Annotated in this window: 21 protein-coding genes, 1 tRNA gene and 1 pseudogene; 17 read left to right on the top strand and 6 right to left on the bottom strand. The window is 62.5% G+C overall.

From position 1 onward, the window contains the following. Nucleotides 1-11: 11 nt before the first annotated feature. Together K368_RS26195 and K368_RS27115 are read right to left on the bottom strand one after the other, a co-directional pair. Nucleotides 12-678, bottom strand: a pseudogene (locus K368_RS26195) (IS3 family transposase). A gap of 30 nt (nucleotides 679-708) precedes the next feature. Beyond that, nucleotides 709-1,005, bottom strand: coding sequence for a DUF6538 domain-containing protein (locus K368_RS27115; protein ID WP_197031029.1), 297 nt, complete (start codon nucleotides 1,003-1,005; stop codon nucleotides 709-711). Nucleotides 1,006-1,224: 219 nt separating this feature from the next. Between K368_RS27115 and K368_RS26800 the strand changes: the two genes are divergently transcribed. The 9 genes from K368_RS26800 to K368_RS0116790 all read left to right on the top strand — a co-directional run bounded on the left by K368_RS26800 (nucleotide 1,225) and on the right by K368_RS0116790 (nucleotide 10,385). After that, nucleotides 1,225-1,491 (top strand): hypothetical protein, encoded by a 267-nt coding sequence (locus K368_RS26800; RefSeq protein ID WP_155935212.1) that lies wholly within the window; start codon nucleotides 1,225-1,227, stop codon nucleotides 1,489-1,491. Then, complete coding sequence (locus K368_RS0116835; protein WP_027173341.1) at nucleotides 1,488-1,676, top strand: hypothetical protein; 189 nt, start codon at nucleotides 1,488-1,490, stop codon at nucleotides 1,674-1,676. The genes K368_RS26800 and K368_RS0116835 overlap by 4 nt, the downstream gene beginning before the upstream one ends. 788 nt (nucleotides 1,677-2,464) lie before the next feature. After that, complete coding sequence (locus K368_RS0116820) at nucleotides 2,465-3,049, top strand: hypothetical protein (protein WP_155935210.1); 585 nt, start codon at nucleotides 2,465-2,467, stop codon at nucleotides 3,047-3,049. 950 nt (nucleotides 3,050-3,999) lie between these two features. Then, nucleotides 4,000-4,653: a recombinase family protein gene (locus K368_RS0116815; RefSeq protein WP_027173339.1), complete on the top strand. Its 654-nt coding sequence runs from the start codon at nucleotides 4,000-4,002 to the stop codon at nucleotides 4,651-4,653. 109 nt (nucleotides 4,654-4,762) lie between these two features. Beyond that, nucleotides 4,763-5,041, top strand: coding sequence for a hypothetical protein (locus K368_RS24905; RefSeq protein WP_036266430.1), 279 nt, complete (start codon nucleotides 4,763-4,765; stop codon nucleotides 5,039-5,041). A 2-nt stretch (nucleotides 5,042-5,043) separates the two neighbouring features. Further along, nucleotides 5,044-5,631, top strand: coding sequence for a hypothetical protein (locus K368_RS0116805; protein ID WP_027173338.1), 588 nt, complete (start codon nucleotides 5,044-5,046; stop codon nucleotides 5,629-5,631). Beyond that, the gene (locus K368_RS24900) at nucleotides 5,624-7,030 is read left to right on the top strand and encodes a phage terminase large subunit (protein WP_051439904.1); all 1,407 of its coding nucleotides are present in this window, start codon (nucleotides 5,624-5,626) and stop codon (nucleotides 7,028-7,030) included. The genes K368_RS0116805 and K368_RS24900 overlap by 8 nt, the downstream gene beginning before the upstream one ends. Before the next feature lie 23 nt (nucleotides 7,031-7,053). Further along, complete coding sequence (locus K368_RS0116795) at nucleotides 7,054-7,740, top strand: hypothetical protein (RefSeq protein WP_155935208.1); 687 nt, start codon at nucleotides 7,054-7,056, stop codon at nucleotides 7,738-7,740. 11 nt (nucleotides 7,741-7,751) lie between these two features. Continuing rightward, nucleotides 7,752-10,385, top strand: a complete 2,634-nt coding sequence (locus tag K368_RS0116790) for a phage tail length tape measure family protein (protein WP_197031027.1) — start codon at nucleotides 7,752-7,754, stop codon at nucleotides 10,383-10,385. Here K368_RS0116790 and K368_RS0116785 read toward each other — a convergent pair. After that, the gene (locus K368_RS0116785; protein WP_027173335.1) at nucleotides 10,382-10,624 is read right to left on the bottom strand and encodes a hypothetical protein; all 243 of its coding nucleotides are present in this window, start codon (nucleotides 10,622-10,624) and stop codon (nucleotides 10,382-10,384) included. The genes K368_RS0116790 and K368_RS0116785 overlap by 4 nt on opposite strands. A 118-nt stretch (nucleotides 10,625-10,742) precedes the next feature. Here K368_RS0116785 and K368_RS0116780 point away from each other — a divergent pair, with 118 nt between their 5' ends. Both K368_RS0116780 and K368_RS26795 read left to right on the top strand, forming a co-directional pair. After that, entirely contained in the window at nucleotides 10,743-10,955 is a 213-nt protein-coding gene (locus K368_RS0116780) for a hypothetical protein (RefSeq protein ID WP_155935206.1), read from the top strand. Between the two features lie 85 nt (nucleotides 10,956-11,040). Further along, entirely contained in the window at nucleotides 11,041-11,652 is a 612-nt protein-coding gene (locus K368_RS26795; protein WP_155935204.1) for a hypothetical protein, read from the top strand. Between the two features lie 432 nt (nucleotides 11,653-12,084). Here the strand turns inward: K368_RS26795 and K368_RS26790 are convergent, their stop codons facing one another. Together K368_RS26790 and K368_RS0116775 are read right to left on the bottom strand one after the other, a co-directional pair. Beyond that, nucleotides 12,085-12,282, bottom strand: coding sequence for a hypothetical protein (locus K368_RS26790; protein ID WP_155935202.1), 198 nt, complete (start codon nucleotides 12,280-12,282; stop codon nucleotides 12,085-12,087). An 11-nt stretch (nucleotides 12,283-12,293) separates the two neighbouring features. Then, a complete protein-coding gene (locus tag K368_RS0116775) occupies nucleotides 12,294-12,524 on the bottom strand; it encodes a helix-turn-helix transcriptional regulator (protein ID WP_027173333.1) in 231 nt (76 codons plus the stop codon). 412 nt (nucleotides 12,525-12,936) lie between these two features. Here K368_RS0116775 and K368_RS26785 point away from each other — a divergent pair, with 412 nt between their 5' ends. The 5 genes from K368_RS26785 to K368_RS0116750 are packed head-to-tail and all read left to right on the top strand — an operon-like array spanning nucleotide 12,937 to nucleotide 15,640. After that, the gene (locus tag K368_RS26785) at nucleotides 12,937-13,479 is read left to right on the top strand and encodes a hypothetical protein (RefSeq protein WP_155935200.1); all 543 of its coding nucleotides are present in this window, start codon (nucleotides 12,937-12,939) and stop codon (nucleotides 13,477-13,479) included. Next, complete coding sequence (locus K368_RS24895; RefSeq protein ID WP_036266427.1) at nucleotides 13,476-13,706, top strand: hypothetical protein; 231 nt, start codon at nucleotides 13,476-13,478, stop codon at nucleotides 13,704-13,706. Before K368_RS26785 ends, K368_RS24895 begins: the two co-directional genes overlap by 4 nt. Then, complete coding sequence (locus tag K368_RS0116760; protein WP_027173331.1) at nucleotides 13,703-14,410, top strand: hypothetical protein; 708 nt, start codon at nucleotides 13,703-13,705, stop codon at nucleotides 14,408-14,410. The genes K368_RS24895 and K368_RS0116760 overlap by 4 nt, the downstream gene beginning before the upstream one ends. A gap of 2 nt (nucleotides 14,411-14,412) precedes the next feature. After that, complete coding sequence (locus K368_RS0116755) at nucleotides 14,413-14,601, top strand: hypothetical protein (RefSeq protein WP_027173330.1); 189 nt, start codon at nucleotides 14,413-14,415, stop codon at nucleotides 14,599-14,601. Next, nucleotides 14,591-15,640: a site-specific integrase gene (locus tag K368_RS0116750; RefSeq protein ID WP_027173329.1), complete on the top strand. Its 1,050-nt coding sequence runs from the start codon at nucleotides 14,591-14,593 to the stop codon at nucleotides 15,638-15,640. The genes K368_RS0116755 and K368_RS0116750 overlap by 11 nt, the downstream gene beginning before the upstream one ends. 40 nt (nucleotides 15,641-15,680) lie before the next feature. On the opposite strand, the gene K368_RS0116745 is transcribed toward K368_RS0116750, so the two are convergent. Beyond that, nucleotides 15,681-15,754 (bottom strand) — tRNA-Gln (locus tag K368_RS0116745). Nucleotides 15,755-16,334: 580 nt separating this feature from the next. Here K368_RS0116745 and glpD point away from each other — a divergent pair. Further along, nucleotides 16,335-17,861, top strand: coding sequence for a glycerol-3-phosphate dehydrogenase (gene glpD / locus K368_RS0116740; RefSeq protein WP_036267081.1), 1,527 nt, complete (start codon nucleotides 16,335-16,337; stop codon nucleotides 17,859-17,861). Nucleotide 17,862 lies beyond the last annotated feature (1 nt).

Here is a 17,862-nt window from a genome sequence, read left to right as displayed (position 1 = left end):
CCCCCCCGGTTTCACGGACACGGGGGTTGGCTCGCGTTCCGTTCGGCCTGCTCGGGCGTGATGCAGCCGAGGGCCGAGTGGATGCGCTGTCGATTGTAATAGCCTTCGATGTAGGCGAACACGTCCCGTCTGGCCTCGTCCCGGGTCGCCCATCGTCGCTGGTGGACGAGTTCGACCTTAAGGGTGTGGAAGAGGCTTTCCATCGGGGCGTTGTCGTAGCAGCAGCCGGTTCGGCTCATGGAGGGTGTCGCCTTCATGTCGGCAAGCTGCGCTCTGTAGGCCTCGGCGGCGTATGGGCTGCCGCGATCCGAGTGACAGATGAGCCCAGCGGCCGGTCGCTGCCGTTGGGTCGCCATCATCAGGGCGACCGATGTCAGCTCGGTCCGCTTTTAGGACGTCGCGCTCCATGCGCGTCCGGTCGAGTTCACGCCGCAGACGGGCGATCGCGACCGCCTGATCGGACGGCGATGACACCGGGCTCATCGGCGCGGTTCCTGGCAATCCCGCTGGCCGCGGTGGCGGGCAGCCGCCCATCAGCGCCGTGCGCCATTGCCTCAGCATCGACGGTTGGATCCCGAGTTCGGCGGCGATCTGCATCTGCGGCCGGCCGCTGCTTTCCAGCAGCGCCACCGCCTCGCGTTTGAACTCCGGGGTGAACTCGCGTCTCGTCTTTGCCATCAAACACCTTCCCCGCCCGCAAGGAGCGTATCAGAGGTGTCCGTGAAACCGGGGGAGGATCACTCGATCGAGAATCAGCCCGTAAAAATCCTGTACGAGGCGGGCGAGTTGGGCGTCGGTCAGCATCGGCGTCGCGTTCAGGGTCGAGAAGATACTCTTTGACGCGACGTATAGCTGACAGGCCCTTAGCTTGGCAGTCCGCGCGTCCGATGTCCCGAGGCTGCGCACCATTTCGTTGAGGCGCAAGGTCGCTCGCAGGCCGGTCGGTACGCGTCGGCGGAAATGAAAGGTTCGTCCACGCAGGACGACATTCGCGATCGGTGCCACTCCGCTCCTTCGGCACCTGGCTGGGTACCTTGTGTAGCAGCGGTGTGTAGCAACAGGCTCACTCCGCAGGGCGACTGCGCGAGGAGCTCAATGATCTGAATGACTTAGGTGTGACAGTGGCTGGGGGACGAGGATTCGAACCTCGACTAGAGGAGTCAGAGTCCCCCCTGCCCCATTGAAATAACAACGCTTTTTCTCCGAACGAGGAGAAAAGCGGTAATGCAATATCAAAGGGTTAGAAGCGGAATCCCGACCGATATCGAGCGGGAAAATGGCCCAGAAACAAAGAACGCCGTCGCGGGGGTTGGAGCCCGCAACGGCGCGAAACAGAAGGTCTCGGGTAAAGACTTCGGCGCAGAGGCTACAGTTCAGCGCCCTGCCCTGGCAAGCTGCTTCGTCGCACTGATCGAGCAGGATGGTACGGTCTCCGGCGTCTTCCACTGCCGCAACCAGGTGCGCGCCTTCCTACGGGGAGGCTACGCATGAGCGATATCGCCGCCGTGCTCGCCTGCGTCATCATCGAAACAAGACGCCTTCAGTGGCGCCACCGCGATGATCTGATCTGTTGGGCTATGGAACCCTACTTCGGTGCCACACGGGCCGAGGCTGAACGCGCGTTTCTGATCGCTGCCGAGATCTTCACGGTCGATCAGCTCGTTCCGGCGGGGTAACTCATTGGGCGCGGTTACCCTCATACAGAAATGGCAGCTGCTTCAGGCCATCATCGAGGACGATGCGCTGTCGCTCAAGGCGAAGGTGGTCGCTGCCCGTCTGCTTCATCACCACAACACCCAGACCAGCCAGTGCACACCCTCCTATGACACGCTTGCACGCGGTGCTGGCTTCGAGCGTCGTTCCGCCATTCGGGCGGTCGAGGAACTTGAGAAGTCAGGCTGGATTCGGGTCTCCCGGGTGAATGGTGGAGCCTCTAATGCGGCTAAAGGATTCGTAACCAACTCGTTCATGCCCTGCTTTTCACGGCTCGAATCAGGCCACCCCCCAGTGTCCAGCCAGACACTCCCCCCCGGTGTCCAGCCAGACACTGGGGGGAGTGCCCAGCCAGACACTACCCCGGTGTCCAGCCAGACACCCCCCGGAGTGTCCAGCCAGACACCCAAACAAGAGAAAGGAGAAACCGGGAAAGGAAACCGGGAGTCTCCCCCTACCCCCTCACCCTTCGCCGAGTTCTGGGATGCCTATCCCAAGCAAGAGGGCGAGGACGCCGCTCGTCGGGAATATGATCGGGTGCTGAAGGATCAGCGTGCCACTCATCATCAAATTATGGAAGGCGTCACAGCCTACGCTGCGGCCCGCGAGGGCGAACCCGCTCAGTACACCACAAGCCCCGGGCGATGGCTGAAGGACGGGCGGTGGCGAGACAGGCCAACTCCCGCCACCTTACCGCGCCGTGGCGGCTTCAGTGCGACTCGTGACTGGCTCCCCGCGAGGATGGACGTTGATGAGTAGCGAGATCACGAAAGCAAACACAGCAGTTCCCGTACACGCGCCTTCTCGAGGTTCGCCCGATTTGGGACAACACCTCGAGCCTGAGCGGTTAGTGAAAAGCTGCGGCGATGCCATCATCAAGAGTGCTTTGGCCTGGATGGATTCGAGCTTCCTTTATGCCGGCGCCGGGCAGCGCGAGCGGCTAACACGGGAGCTTGCTGAATGCCCGCCCGCCTCGGAATTGGAGAGCATCGCAGGAGCGGTGGCCGACGCTCTTGCGACAAAGCCCAGCCGCAAGGTTGTCCAGGCCACCGTGGCCATCCTGTTTGATTCGCGCGTACGCGGCCCTCAGAATCCCGAGGTCTACCTGGGGGCCCTGGTCCACGATCTTCTCGACGAAGGCTTCCCGCCGGCCGTTGTGGTCGCTGCGTGCCAGAAGCTGCGCCGGGAGCAGGTGTTTACCCCGGAGATTGCTGAGGTGATTGCGGCCTGCCGGGAGAAGCAGAAGTCGTACGGCGCAGTCCAGAGGCTGGCGGAGCGGCTTGTGGGGGTACGGGCGAAGGTGGAAGCGGTAGTCCTTATGGGTAGCCTGGATTGAATGCAGAGGATCTAGAGCAATAATAAACGGAAAGCGCCGCGTAAGTGTGTTTTATATGGCGCTATATCAAAATGTCTTTAGTGATGAATCGATCCCATCCCAGAAGATGTAAATATTCTATAAGCGTCTTATGCCCGGCGGCGGTTACCACGGCACACATATAAGTAGTTTTGCCGATAACATGCGTATTGACGTAGGATGGCAAGCTTTGACCAACGCAGAAATGCAGCGCTAGGTCAAGTAGATATGGCTCGTCAGTTTCGTCCAGCATGAAATACACGTAATTTGTGAAGTTAATTTTTGACACAGCCCGTCTTTCTAAAAAGCGTGGGCACTCAACATCGCCCACTTGATATGCAACGATGGCCTGTCGGCAGCCTGTAGCAGCCGTAGCGAGTAGCCCCTCTTTAAGAGAGGGGGCTACGCTACGCTACAGTGCTACGCCGTAGCGGTTGCTACGAAGATGCTACGGTTTTGCTACGCTACACGCGCCTGTGGGAGGCGTGAGAGGTCAGTTACTTAGATGGAACGATACGCGAGCCCAGAAGCGAAGGATGCCCTTCTCATCCTCACCTGAACCCCAGGATTCCACTCGCGTGGAGATCTTGCCAGTATTACCTGGGGCCAATTCTCTTGCATCTCCGTGAGCGTGCGCAAGTATGTCGTCCATTGTGTTGCCGAAGTACTGTTTTTCGCCAAGAATTGTCGCCATAGTATTTGCCCTTACTTCGTTGTAGGTTCGACGGTAGTGCCGGGCAAACGCGCTTAGGCATCCGAGGTTGCGTCAAAACAGGCTGTTCGCACTACGAGGGTGCGATCGTCATCAATCGCACACCTACGAAAGAGCACCTGCGACAAGGGCCGGGAGGAGGCGTGGCCGATTGCCCTTGACGAGCTTATGGCATTGCGATCTTATGGCTTTGCTAAAGCAAAGACATAAGGAGCGCGCCATGATGGTCTACGGGTACATCCGCGTTTCGACGGCTGAGCAGGCCAAGAGCGGCGATTCCCTCGACACTCAGCGGCGGCAAGTCGAGGCCTGGGCCATGCTGAAGGGCTGGGCTGTTGCGGACTTCTACGTCGAGGCCGGCGTCTCTGGATCAGTCCCCCTCAACGAGCGCCCTGCTGGCCGGAAGCTCTTGGCCCGACTGAACAAGGGCGATGTGGTCATCACCCCGAAGCTGGATCGCATGTTTCGGTCAGCTGCCGATGCACTCGGCACGCTGGAAGAAATGAAGGAGGACGGCATCGCCCTTCACATGATCGACTTGGGCGGGGACGTGTGTGGCAACGGCATCTCGAAGCTGGTTTTCACGATCCTGTCGGCAGTGGCTGAGAACGAGCGCGATCGCATCCGCGAGCGCATCCGCGACGTGAAGCGCAATCTCGCTGCTCAAGGCGTCTACAACGGCGGCAAGGTGCCCTTCGGTTTCGACCGGGTGGACGGCCGGCTTGTCCCCAACGCTGATGAGCATCGTGTACTGGATGTCATGGTCAGCATGAGGCGTGAGGGCCAGTCCTATGCCCGTATCGGCGCGGCTGTAGGCAAAGACATGAAGACGGTTGCACGCATTCTCGATAGGGTTACACAGTCGAAGACTTGACCGCGATAGATTTTCGCATCACTAATATCACCGCCAACGCCCTGGATGGGGCTAGGCGTACGGGCTGGATGGCTCACGGACTGACACCTTGTCACCGGAGCATCGCCCTATGCCATCGATCTATCAAACCCTGACCCCATCTGCGCCCGCTGCTACCTCGGCCAGCGTGTCGGCCGATCCCGCAGCCGCCGCATCCCAGATCAACACCGCTGCCGCCTCAACCTCTGCTGCCATGCGGATGCTCGTCGCCATGACGGCGCAGGCATGCCAGTGGGACGCTCAGGCCATCGCAGAGTGGTGCCGTCTGACCGGTGCCCCGCCCGATGAAGTGAAGGGCATCGTCGCTTCCGCCAGACTGGCGAAGGAACGTGGAGCAGCGTGGTTCTAGCCATGCCTCGCGCCACCAATCCCGAACGCCGCAGCCAGATCACCCGCCACCCCGACCGGGTCCGGATCGAACTTGCCCGTACGGCTGGCGTCAGCCTCGACAAGATCGCCAAGCGGTTCGGTGTGCACCGGGACGCGATCGCCCGGCACATGGAGAGCCTGTCGCCGGAGTACCGCGGGCAACTCGTGGCCGACGTGCCGATTGAGGAGCTGGCGCAGCGCGCACGGGACGAGGAAGGCTCTCTCCTCGACCACTTCGCCATCATCCGCATGACGCTGATGCAGCAGATGCTCGCGGCGGCCACCTGCAACGACCGGCACGCCACGGCGGCGCTCGCCAGGGCGGCCACGGAGGTCTCGCGCGAGATCGGCAAGCTCTCGGGTGAGATCCAGCGCCTGAACCCTGGCGTCACGATCAACACGACGGTCGCGATCATGAACAGCCCGGTCTTCCACGAGCTAGAATCAGGACTGATCGCCATCGCCCGGCAGCACCCGGACGCGAAGGACGACATCGTGAGCCTCGTCCGGCGCCTGAAGCACATGCCGGAGCCGGCCGGGCCGATGATCGAGGGCCGCGCCAATGCGTGAAGCCTTCGCCCGCCTGGAAGCGTCCCTGGAGGGGATGATTTCCCTCAGCCCCGGTCAGCAGGTGGCACAGGACACCATCACGGGCGAGGCCCGGCACTCCTGCCTCGTCGGCGGCACGCGCTCCGGCAAAACCTTCCTAATCGTTCGCGAAATCGTGGATGAAGCCAACCGTTTCCCAGGCACGCGCCACGCAATCTTGCGTTACCGCGGCAACGCCGCCCGCGCCTCGATTGCCCTCGACACCCTGCCGAACGTCCGGCGCAAATGTTTCCCGCATCTGCTCCTTGAGGAGCACAGCCGGGACGGGTTCTTCGAACTGCCAAACGGCTCGCAAATCTGGATCGGCGGCTTGGACGACAAGGATCGCGTCGAGAAGATCCTGGGCCAGGAGTACGCGACCCTCTTCCTCAACGAGGCGTCGCAGATCCCGTACCTCTCGGCCCTCACGGCCTTCACCCGCGTGGCTCAGGTCGTTCCCGGGCTCCGGCAGCGCATCCGCGTCGACCTCAATCCGACCGAGAAATCGCACTGGACGAACCGCCTGTTCGGCGAGAAGCGCGATCCGATCACGAAGCTGCCGCTGAAGAACCCGGAAGCCTACGCTCGAGCCTTCCTCAACCCCGTCGACAACCAGGCGAACCTATCGGCCGAGTACCTGGCATCCCTGGAAGCCATGCCGCCGCGCCAGCGCGATCGGTTTTACCTCGGCAAGTACGTGGACGAATTGGAAGGCGCACTCTGGACGGTCGATGTGATCGAACGGAGCCGCGTCGACCGTAAGGAGGTGCCCGACTTTGTGCGGGTCGTCGTCGCGATCGACCCGGCGGTGTCGACCGGCCAGACATCGAACGAGACCGGCATCATCGTGGCCGCGCTTGGCACCGACGGCCACGTCTACGTGCTCACGGACGGCACCGGACGATATAGCCCGACCGAGTGGGCCGCTCGCGCGATCAACCTCTACCGGGCGCACGATGCCGACAGGATCGTCGCCGAGACGAACCAGGGCGGCGCGATGGTGGAGGCCACGATCAGGGCTGTTGACCCCATGGTTTCCTACAAGGGCGTCCACGCGAGCCGGGGCAAGATCACCCGCGCTGAACCCGTCTCGGCCCTCTACGAGGCCGGGAAAGTCCACCACGTCGGCGACGGCTTCCCCGAACTCGAACAGCAGATGACGAGCTATGTGGCAGGCGGCCCGTCGCCCGATCGGTTCGACGCGCTGGTCTGGGCTGTCACCGCTCTTGCGGTGAAGCGGACGGTGCCCGTGGCAGCCTCCGGCACCTTCTCACGTGGCGGCGACCGCGGCCCATACGACCACATCCCGCCAGCCGAGGCCGTTCGCCTTGGGCTTTGTTCGGAAGAACGAGCGATCCGCATGGGCTGGATCAAACGATGACTGTCTTGCAATTGGAGCACCGAATGATGAACCCCCATCTCTTCAACACACTTCGCCAGAATGTTTCGGTAACCCGTCGTCACGCGCAGGATGTGCTTGCCGTGATTGAGGGCACCGAAAACATTGGAAGCAGCATCGAGGCAATTCGGGGCAAGCTCAAGAATGACAGCACGCTGTCTGATTTTGGTCGGAGGACGGGCGTCGCCGAACTGGTCAAGAGTGTGAAGATGAAAGAGCTTGCGGCGGCCTCGCGGCCCGTACGGCGCGCACTGGCCTACGCCCGATCCGAGCGGGAGGCTCTCCTCAACGGCAAAATCGAACGCCCCGATGCGGTCGGCGAGATGCGGGCACAGGAGACCCGGACATTCCTTCGGTCGCTCCCTCCGGCGCAGCGCGAACGGCTCGCGAGGGAGTTGTGTCAATCGCCCGAGGGTTCGGCCGCAGTGCTCGGCGTTCCGGCATTCATGTCCGGACTCGATGACGAGGCTATGCAGCGCCCACAGTATGGGCTGCAGGAGCGCCTGAAGGTGGAGCGGGCCGAAACCATCCACGGCCAGCGCCTTGAGGAAATCGCAGGAGTGGAAGAGGACTACCAGCTCGCCGAACAGGCCGTTGCAGTGGTTCGCAACGAACTCTTTGAAGCCTCCGGTCTCTCGCGTGACGGTTTCGAGCAGGCCATGGCGCCTCTCGAAGCCGCCGCAGACGCATAGGGGAGATGGCGATGGCGGATCTCGCGATACTTGGCCTCGAAATAGACAGCCGCCCAGCGGCGGACGCCTCGACGGTGCTCGACCGGCTCGCGGGATCGGCCACCAAGGCCGACACCGCTTCGGCCGCCTTCACCCAAGCCACCATGAAGACGGGGGCCGCTCTTGCCACCGTTTCCCGCGCCGCGAGCGACACCGCGTCGGCCATTGATAGGGTGCGCGACGCCTCCGGCCGATTTACCTCTACATCCAGCGTCATCGACAAGATGGCGAAGGACTGGGATCGGGCAACCAAGTCGGCCACGGCCTATGAGCAGGCACTTGCGCGGGGTGCCGCCGCCAATCCGCAGAATACACCGTCGGCGCTCCCGGCCCTCCCGTCCGCGAATGACAACCCGGCCGCACGACGCGGTCTCGACTCTAACCAGAAGCGCGATTTGATGTACCAGGGCGGCGATGTCGTCGCTTCCCTTGGTTCCGGCGCGGGCCTCGGCACCGTCGCATTCCAGCAGGGTCCGCAGATCTTGCAGGGCCTTGCTGGGGGTGAAGGCGGCCTCAAGGGTGGCCTCGCTGCCCTAGGCCAGAGCGCGATGGCCCTCGTCACGCCCGTAACCGTCGCGACGACGGCTGTGGCCGGCCTCGGCATCGCCTTCGGTGTTGCCGCTGCGCAGGCCCGGTCGGACCAGACCGCGCTGCAGAACGCTACGCAGGGGCTCGGCCGGGCGAGTGGCAACACCGCCGAGCAGCTCGACACGGTAGCCCGTGCCAACGCTGAGGCGGGCAGGGTCTCGACCTCGACCGCTCGCGAGATGGTGGCGGCGTACAATTCGACCGGCGAAATCGGGACGAGCGTCTTCGGCACCCTCATTCAGGTCACGGAGCGATATGCGCAGCTAACCGGTCAGGACGCCGCGAGCGCGACCCAAGAGCTTACCCGCACGTTCGCGGACATCGGCAGTGGAGCCGACGCGGTGGCAAGCCGGATCGGCGGCCTAGATGATCGCACGCGGCAGTTGATCCAGACGCAGATCGAGCAGGGCGACCGCTCGGCCGCCCAACAGACCCTCGCCGACAGCCTGAAGGCATCCATCGACGCCAACGCGGCGAGCACAACCGGCTGGGCCTCGGCCTGGAACACGGCCACGGCAGCCGCGAACGGCTACTGGGAGGCCGCCAAGCGCATCGCCGGCATTAAGCTAGGTGTGGCGCCTGAAGGAGCGCAGGAGGCCGTGACGCGGCTTCAGACGATCGTGGACAACACGAACAAGACCCGCACGGCGATGGGCATGGAGCCGCTGAACCCGCGGGACAGCAAGGATGCAAACCAGCTCGAAGTCGCCAGGGTCATCGCCGATCAAGAACGCATGATCGCCGAGGGAAGGGCGGCCGAGGCGCGAGCCGACAAAGCATCGTCCGCCGCGGGTGCGGTTGCCCGGCAGATCGACCCGAATTTCTCCCGCCTGTCGCAGCTACGCGAGCAGCAGACGGCTCTTCGGGATGGTCTGGCCGACCCGCTGGCCCGGAATCGCCTCGCCGATCAAGCGCAGACCGAGGAAGCCTATACGGCGACCACCCGCGCCATCACGACGATGACCGACGCGACCGGCAAGATGATCTCGGCCGAGGAGATCAGCCGCCGGTCGGATCAGCTTAAGATCGACAGTACGAACGCGAAGACCGAAGCCGAGAAGCGGAACGTGGCCGAGCGGCAGAAGGCCTTCGACCTTATCGGCAAGACCATCACGCCTGGCGACGCGCGGGGGCAGATTGCCCGGGCCGGCGCCATGTCGACGCTGGAAAGCGCGAGCAAGGGCGGCGGAAAAAGCGGTGGCGGGTCGGCGGATGCGCTGGACGATTACGACCGCGCAACGAAGCGGATCGAGGACCAGACGCGGCGCATGGAGGAGCAGAACACGACGTTCGGCATGGGCGCCGGTGTCGTCGCGAAATACCGCGCCGAGCAAGAGCTTCTGACTGCGGCCAAGCGCGCGGATCGGGACATCACCCCGCAACTCACTGCGCAGATCACGGACTACGCGACAAAGTCGGCGGCGGCAGCGACGGCTCTTGAGCAGACCCGGCAATCCGCGCAGCAGTCTTTTGCGCTCCAAGGCTTCGCCGGAAACGAGATCGTCAACGCCCTGGACGGCATGGCGACGAGAGGGGCGACCGTCTCTAGCATCTTCAGCAATATGACGGCGAGCCTAACCCGGGCGGCGCTGCAAGCGAGCGTCATGGGCACCGGTCCCCTCGCTGGTCTATTCGGCACCGCGGCGGCGCCGGGCACAAACGCCGCCGGCGGCCTCATCGGCAGCCTCTTCAGTAGCATGCCGAAGTTCGCCTTGGGCGGCATTACGGACGGCCCGTCTATCGCGGGCGAAGTGCCTGGGCAGCGCGAGGCCGTTGTGCCGTTACCGAGCGGCGGCCGAATCCCCGTGCAGTTTCAGGGTGGCGCAAGCGCACAGCCGATGAACCTGCAGGTGACGGTGAACAATGCCCCATCGCAGCCGACCGTGACACAAGCACCAGACGGGCGTGGCGGAAAGCGTCTCGAGATCACGTTCGATGAAATGGCGGCGGCTGCGGTCAGTCGGGATGGCTCACGAACCAAACAAGCCCTCAATCAGCGGACGCTTGCGACACGCTAATACTCCGGGAAATGCTCATCCATGCTGACGAACTCTTTGATCACGAAGGTGTATGGCGCACTGCCGTCTGTGATGGACATCTTTTGATTTCGGTCGAGCACCATGCGGATCAAAGTTCCATCGCTCGTCGTAATTTCAATGAGGCAGATTTTGTTTTCGGAGCGATATCGCCGTTCCATGCCTGGCGAAAAGGGGTCGATTCCTTCAACTTTGCCCGTGGTGACTGAGTCGTCGGCCATGCCTGTCTCCGCTCGCTTACTGCGTTCAGCATAACGCGTCCCGACAAGGAATAGCTCGCCCCTGCAGACTCAAATGTCGGGACTTGCCCAGGGGCGCTTGACGCGGCAGGGTCGAGGCATGTGGATCATGCTCTGGCTATTCATGTCGACGACCGGTGGCCTCACGTCCGGCTCCGCAGAGTTTCCGACGAAGGAAGCCTGCGAGGCCGGGCGAAAGGAATTGGGCGGGATGCTGGTCCGTGTGAATGAGGGCGGCGATGGGACGGCACGCCCGATGTTTGCCCCGCCCCCTGAAATCCGCTGCATCCAGAAGGCGACGGGGAAGCCGTGAGCAAAGTCTCGGCGGCGGAATTTGCGGTTGTTGCCCGCGCCGCATAAACCAGAGGCGAGTTTCCATAGCCATTTGAGAGATTGCCGTGGCTGACGCACTTCTGGGGTTGTCATGGCAAATACAGCTGGCCGTAGCGAGCGGTTACGCGGCGTACTTACTCTGCTACGTCGGTATTCGTGCAAAGCACAGCACGGTTGATGTCACATTTCTATCACTCATATTTGGCTTGATAGCCAGCGCATCGCTGTACATCGCACAACAGCACATGAACGTGGTGGCGGCTGGGGCGACCGCTTTCTTTTTAACATGCGGGTGCGGTCTGCTATGGCGTCGCTTCTTCCGATCCCTACTGAGAAAACTGCTTCGTAAATGGAATGTAAGCTGGAGCGACGATAGTCCAACTACTTTAGCGCTTATGCTTAGCGAAACTCATTCTTCCTTATCGCAAATATCTATTCAGCTTGAAGATGGTTCTTGGCTAATTTGCAACGATCTGCAAAGCTTTAAGAAGTCTCCATTTGGGCCATGCCTGATAGGTCAAGATGGCGATATGGCAATTTATTTGACGCATACTATATCGAAGGATGGCGTGGAGCGTGAAGTAAAAAATGTCAAAGATGCGGACTACGGAGATCGTATTACTTTCGTGCCCGCATCTAAGATTAAAATGATAAATTTTAGACACATCAATGGCTAGTCATGGTGCGCGGGCGGAGGCTTTCTTGGCTCTGATGAGCCACCTTGACTGGTCGTCAAAGGTGAGGGCGCAGGCTTTGGCTGGGTCGAGGCATCGGGGCCGCCTGACTTTGGCTGATTAGATTTTTCGAGTATCCCCGGAACCTTCGGAATTTGAGTGTCCTGGGCAAAGGTACGATTGACCTTTGTTTCCTTCTTATCGTCGCTCATCGTGACCCCTTCAGTGGCTTGCGCATGGCGAACTTATACCAAGGGAGCGGCTCGCTACGTCCCTCGCTTAACGTGACATAGGCGGTCGACCGCCAAAAGCCAGCGTCCATCCGTCATCGGAAGCCCGCTTCCGATGAAACCGCCGCCGGTATAGCAGCCGCAGGTCAGATGCTATGAAAAAGATCTAGCTTCTGTTTCGGATACTTTCCTTCAACTCTCTAATCTATTCAGCAGAAGCTCTGAGAAAATCTTCGACTTCCTGGTACGGTGCCGACAAATCACCCCCTGGACCTTTGACCGGAACGATGAACTCTATTTCAATTCCATCTTTTTCAAATACTACAGTTACATTGTGATAAATTGGCTCGATTAATCGGGCTGTTATATTAAATTTTTTCACACGAGAGATTTTAGATGCCATTAGCTTTGATCCTATTTACGGAGCCGAACTCCAGGCCCCTCGCCATTCTGCTCAATAAAGATGACGCCGGCGGCCTCGAGGACCTTCGCAATCGCTGCCCGAGCACTGTCCGAGACCGCTATGGCGCCGTTTGCTTCCGCTCGCTTGATCGTCGGAAGCGATAAGCCGGCACGTGCCGCGACTTCGGCCTGTGAGAGATCGGCGAGCGCCCTGCCAGCTCGAAGCTGATCCGAACAGATCATTTCGCTTGACCCCTTTAGATCATTCTGTATGATCCTTTTGTATCAGGGGTGGGCGACATAAGCAACGCGCTCGTAACCTGACGCCTGCGCGAAAGCGCGGCATTCCGCACAGTTCAGTCCCTGCAGCCCCGGAGCACACCGGTTATGGCAACGCCTTCGCTCGCCCCTTTGCATCTGAAACGCCGACCGACCGATGGCCTCTACGCTCGGCAAGCGCCTATTCTGGAGCCCGATGAGCACGGCCCCGATGCCGGGGAGGATTGGCGTGTCACGGCGCCTGTGCGTCCCGATACGGACCATGTGCGCGCACCTCGCTTCCTCGATATGGCCGGGGATCTCGTTTCGGCCGTCCTGATCATTGCCGGGGGCGTGCTCGCCTACGGCTTCCTGCAACTCGGTTGAGGGGGCAACGATGACCACAGCACACAAAACTGCCCCTGTGGACCATCAGGCGAGCCTTAAGCAGCGCGTCAAAGCTTCACGGCGATCGGTTGAGCGCGCGATGCAGCCGGCAGCAGCCCCGGCCTGCGAGCCGGTGCCAACGACCTGTGCAGCTGCAAAGCTGGGCGAGATCTTGGAGGAGGCCTGGGTTGAGTATAACCGCCTTCAGGATGTGATGACGGTCGAAAACGCGGCGTTGCTTGAACCGCTAGACCAGCACTGTGTGCGTCTTATCGATGAGTTGGAGTTGGCGGTCAGTTACACGCGAGCCGCATCACCCAGTGGCATGCTCACGCAGCTGGCCGTCACGTTTCATGCGGTCGATTTAGCTACAACGGGATCCGAAAAAGTAGTTCGCGAAGCAGCAGCAAGCCGGGCAGAGCGCTGTCTTCATTCGATTGCGGCCGCGCTATGCGGAATGACTGGAATCGATCGAGATGGCTCCTGCGGAGGCCGCTACATGTCCAGCAAGAATGACAAGTTAGCCTTCCTCTCTCCGAAGGTGGCCCGATGACCAACGTCGTACGCTTCCCGGCTTCTCGCCGGATCCAGGCGACTACCATCCCGCGCGAGGAGTTCGAGCGCCTGGCCGAGCTCGCTCTCGACGTCGTGGACCGCATCGTTGCGATCCTTGACGAGGAGAGCCGCCCAGCGGAGCCTAATTCCGACTATCGCGCAGAATCCCTTGCACGCACGAATTCTGTTCGATACACAGAGTTCGAACGCGGGGATCGGGTATGAAGCTTCCTGGCTTGGTGAAGGTGCTGGCCGAGGGTGACGAGCGCGGCGAAGCCACGCTGAACCACATCGCTCGCGTGATCCGTGAGGCTGGCCATCTGCCCACGACAAAGCGTGGGCCTGGCGCATCCGATATGGGGGTTAGGGAAGCCGCCAACCTGCTGATGGGGGCGAGCGGAAGCGATATCCCCGCCAATGCTGCCGCAGCTGTCGAGCAGTACCAGAGCCTCAGTCGATTCCACGGCCGACGGCAGAGAGATTTTGATCTCGACCGTTCAAGCTGGTGGACGCAGATCAAGGCGGCTTCGACCTTCGGCGAAGCTCTGCAGCACCTGATCAGCCTGAGCGGCGACGAACGGGACGAACTTCTTCGCGATTTTACTACCTACATGCCTACGCATGACGCGGTTCACCTCTACCGAAGTGTCACGTTCTCACGTCCTGAGCCACGGGCAACGATCACCCTGCACATCTCGAATTTAGCTGACTTCGAGGAGTCGGACCGCGTCACTCGAGAGGGGCAAGGTCTCCGATTCACATGCGTCTTCGCTTGGAATGGGGAGAAGGAACTTCAGCCACCGTTTCGCTCGGACGCAAAGGGCCGACTCGTGGAGGTTACCATCCAGGAGCCTACGCTTCGTTTGCTCACGGAGGCGTGTGCGCGTCCAGGCAACGCATCCGAAGTGCCTGATGAGGCTGGGGCCTGAACATGGCTCGCCGCCAGACGGTCACCCAAGCTGCCATCTCCCGTGCCGTGAAGGGCGCGCAAGCTGCCGGTCTCAAGATCGGCCGGGTCGAGATCGAAGGCGGCAAGATCGTAGTCTACTCCAGCGAGGACGTCCGGCAGGAGCCGGCGTCCGACTTCGATGCATGGAGGGCAAAGCGCGATGCGCGTTAGGCTAAAGGGTCTCAATTCCAAAACGAAGGTGCTGAGCGACGGCACCAAGCGCACCTACTGGTACGCTTGGAAGGGCGGTCCGAGGATCGAGGGCGAGCCTGGCAGCCCCGAGTTCATGGCGAGCTACAATGATGCGGTGTCCGAACAGCGGAAGCCGGCAGCTGGCGTCATGTTCTCAATCCTGAAAGGCTATCAGGCCAGCGCCGAGTTCTTGGGGCGCAGCGACATCACCAGGAAAGACTACATCCGGCACATCAAAGCGATCGAGGCCGAGTTCGGTGACCTCCCCCTTGGCGCCCTCACCGACCGGCGGGTGCGCGGCGAGTTCATGGCGTGGCGGGATCGTCTTGCTGTGCGGTCTCGTCGGCAGGCCGATTATGCCTGGAGCGTTCTCGCCCGCGTCCTGTCCTGGGCCCTCGATCGTGGCCTTGTGCTGGTGAACCCCTGTGAGAGGGGCGGTCGCCTCTACCGCGCCCAGCGCACTGACAAGGTGTGGACGGCGACGGACGAGGCCGCGTTCCTGGCAAAGGCGCCCGTGCACATGCGCCTGCCCCTTATCCTGGCCCTCTGGACTGGTCAGCGGCAGGGCGACCTGCTCCGCCTCACCTGGTCGGCCTATGACGGCGAGACGATTCGCCTGCAGCAGAGCAAGACCGGCGCGCGCGTCGTCATCCCGGTCAGCGGACCACTGCGCGAGGCCCTGACGGCCACGGTGCGCAAGAGCCCGATCGTCCTCGTGAACTCTGAGGGTCGCCCCTGGACCAGTGATGGCTTCCGTTCGTCGTGGCGGAAAGCCTGCCAAGCTGCCGCGGTGAGCGGTGTGACGTTCCACGACCTGCGCGGCACGGCGGTGAGCCGTCTGGCGCTCGCTGGATGCTCTGAAGCTGAGATTGCGACCCTGACCGGGCACTCGCTGAACGATGTGCGCTCGATCTTGGATGCTCACTACCTGAACCGTGATCCGGCACTCGCCATCGCGGCCATCAGGAAGCTCGAAACAAGAACGCAGTTTCCCGACCGGGTACCCGACCGGGCCTAGCTGTTCTTGTACTGAAGTGGAAAAAGCGTAGTTAAATCAGTGGCTGGGGGACGAGGATTCGAACCTCGACTAGAGGAGTCAGAGTCCACTGTTCTACCGTTAAACTATCCCCCAACGAACCCAAAAAAGACACGGCGTTTTTTGCCGCCGTTCTTCGAGCTGGGCCGGAAGCTTCGTGAGCGCTTCCGAACGAGGTTGTTCGCATAAGGCACTGTTCCTGTCCGGTCAACCACCCGGATGATGCCAAACAGAGCGATCGCTCGAAGGGAGGGGAGTCCTGCTGTTGCGTTTGACAGGATTCATGGAGTGCCTGTCACGTCGTAGCGGCATGCGGTCTGCGCGTCCGGGCCACTCGTCCGCACGCTGCGGCACAGCGGCGCGTCGAAGCGCGAGATCGAGGCCGAGACAAACGTGCGAGGCATCCGGCGCGCGCGAATGAACCGGACGCATGGCGGCCGATCGGCTGCTGGTCGGCGGGAAAGGATCGTGCCGGAACGTTGACCCGGCGAAACGCGCATGCCGTTCCGCCTGTAGCGAAAACATCTTGAGGCCCGATGACTTCTCGTGTCGTCTCGATCCGGGCCGGTCGCCGGACATCTCCGATCCCGCGATCTCCGGCGCCAGCATCCTGACGGAGGCGGCCGTGCCGGCTCGGCCTGTCCTCTCCTTTCGTCAGAATGGCTTTTGGGGACGAATGAGAGAGGTCAAAGGGTTGGACGCGAACGATTACGATCTCCTCGTCATCGGCGGCGGCATCAACGGCGCGGGCATCGCGCGGGATGCGGCGGGGCGCAGTCTTCGGGTCATGCTTTGCGAGCGCGGGGATCTTGGCGAGTTCACCTCGTCCTCCTCCACCAAGCTGATCCATGGCGGCCTGCGCTACCTCGAACATTACGAGTTCCGGCTGGTGCGGGAGGCTTTGGCCGAGCGCGGGCGCCTGCTGCGGCTGGCGCCCCACATCATCTGGCCGCTGCGTTTCGTCCTGCCGCATGACGAGGGCCTGCGCCCCGCCTGGATGCTGCGGCTCGGGCTGGTCCTCTACGACCACCTCGCCCGTCTGCGCGCCCTGCCCGGCTCTGCGTCGGTGGCTCTGCGACACTCGGATTTCGGCCTGCCGCTGCAGTCGCGTCTGACGCGGGGCTTCGCCTATTCGGATTGCTGGGTCGAGGACAGCCGCCTCGTGGTGCTCAACGCCATGGATGCGCGCGAGCGCGGCGCCGTCATCCGGACGCGTACCGCGGTCGAATCGGCTCATCGCGACGGGACATCCTGGGCCGCGACGATCCGCGACGCCGCGACCGGCCGCCGCGAGACCGTGCGGGCTGGGATGATCGTCAACGCGGCGGGCCCCTGGGTGAGCGAGACCCTGGGGCACACCCTCGGCCTCGCCAGCCGGGCGGCGGTCCGGCTCGTCAAGGGCAGCCACATCGTCGTCGGCAAGCTCTACGACGGCGCGCACGCGTACATCCTGCAGCAGCCCGACGGGCGCATCGTCTTTGCGATTCCCTACGAGGGCGCCTTCACCCTCATCGGCACCACCGACGTGCCCCATGTCGGGGAACCGGGCCCGGTCCGCATCTCCGAGGACGAGACCCTCTATCTCTGCGACTGCATCAACCGGTCGTTCCGGGCCCGGATCGGCCCCGACGACGTGGTCTGGAGTTTCTCGGGCGTGCGCCCGCTCTTCGACGATGCCGCTGCGAATGCCTCCGCGGTCACCCGGGACTACGTCCTCGACGTCTCCGACCGGGATGGCCGCCTGCCGGTGCTCTCGGTCTTCGGCGGCAAGATCACCACCTACCGGCGCCTGGCCGAACACGCGTTGGGCAAGCTCGCCCCCTATCGCCCCGGGATGAAGCCCGCCTGGACCGGCGATGCGGTTCTGCCTGGCGGCGACATGCCGGGCGCCGATTTCGAGCGGTTCCTCGCCGACCTCATGGCGCAGCGGCCCTTCCTGCCGCCGGGGATGGCGCGTCGCCTCGCCCGTGCCTACGGCACGCGGACGGACGAGCTGCTCGGCACGGCGCGGACTCTCGCCGATCTCGGGACGGCTTTCGGGGAGGGGCTCACCGAGGCCGAGGTGGAGTATCTGATCGAGCGGGAATGGGCGCGCAGCGCGCCCGACATCCTCTGGCGCCGCTCGAAGCTCGGCCTGCACCTGCCGCCCGAGGGACGGGCGCGGCTCGAAGCCTATATGGAAGCCGGGGCGGAGGCGGCCTGAC

It is taken from the genome of Methylobacterium sp. 10, from assembly GCF_000519085.1.
GTDB lineage: Bacteria > Pseudomonadota > Alphaproteobacteria > Rhizobiales > Beijerinckiaceae > Methylobacterium.
This window is presented reverse-complemented; position numbering and strand designations above follow the sequence as displayed.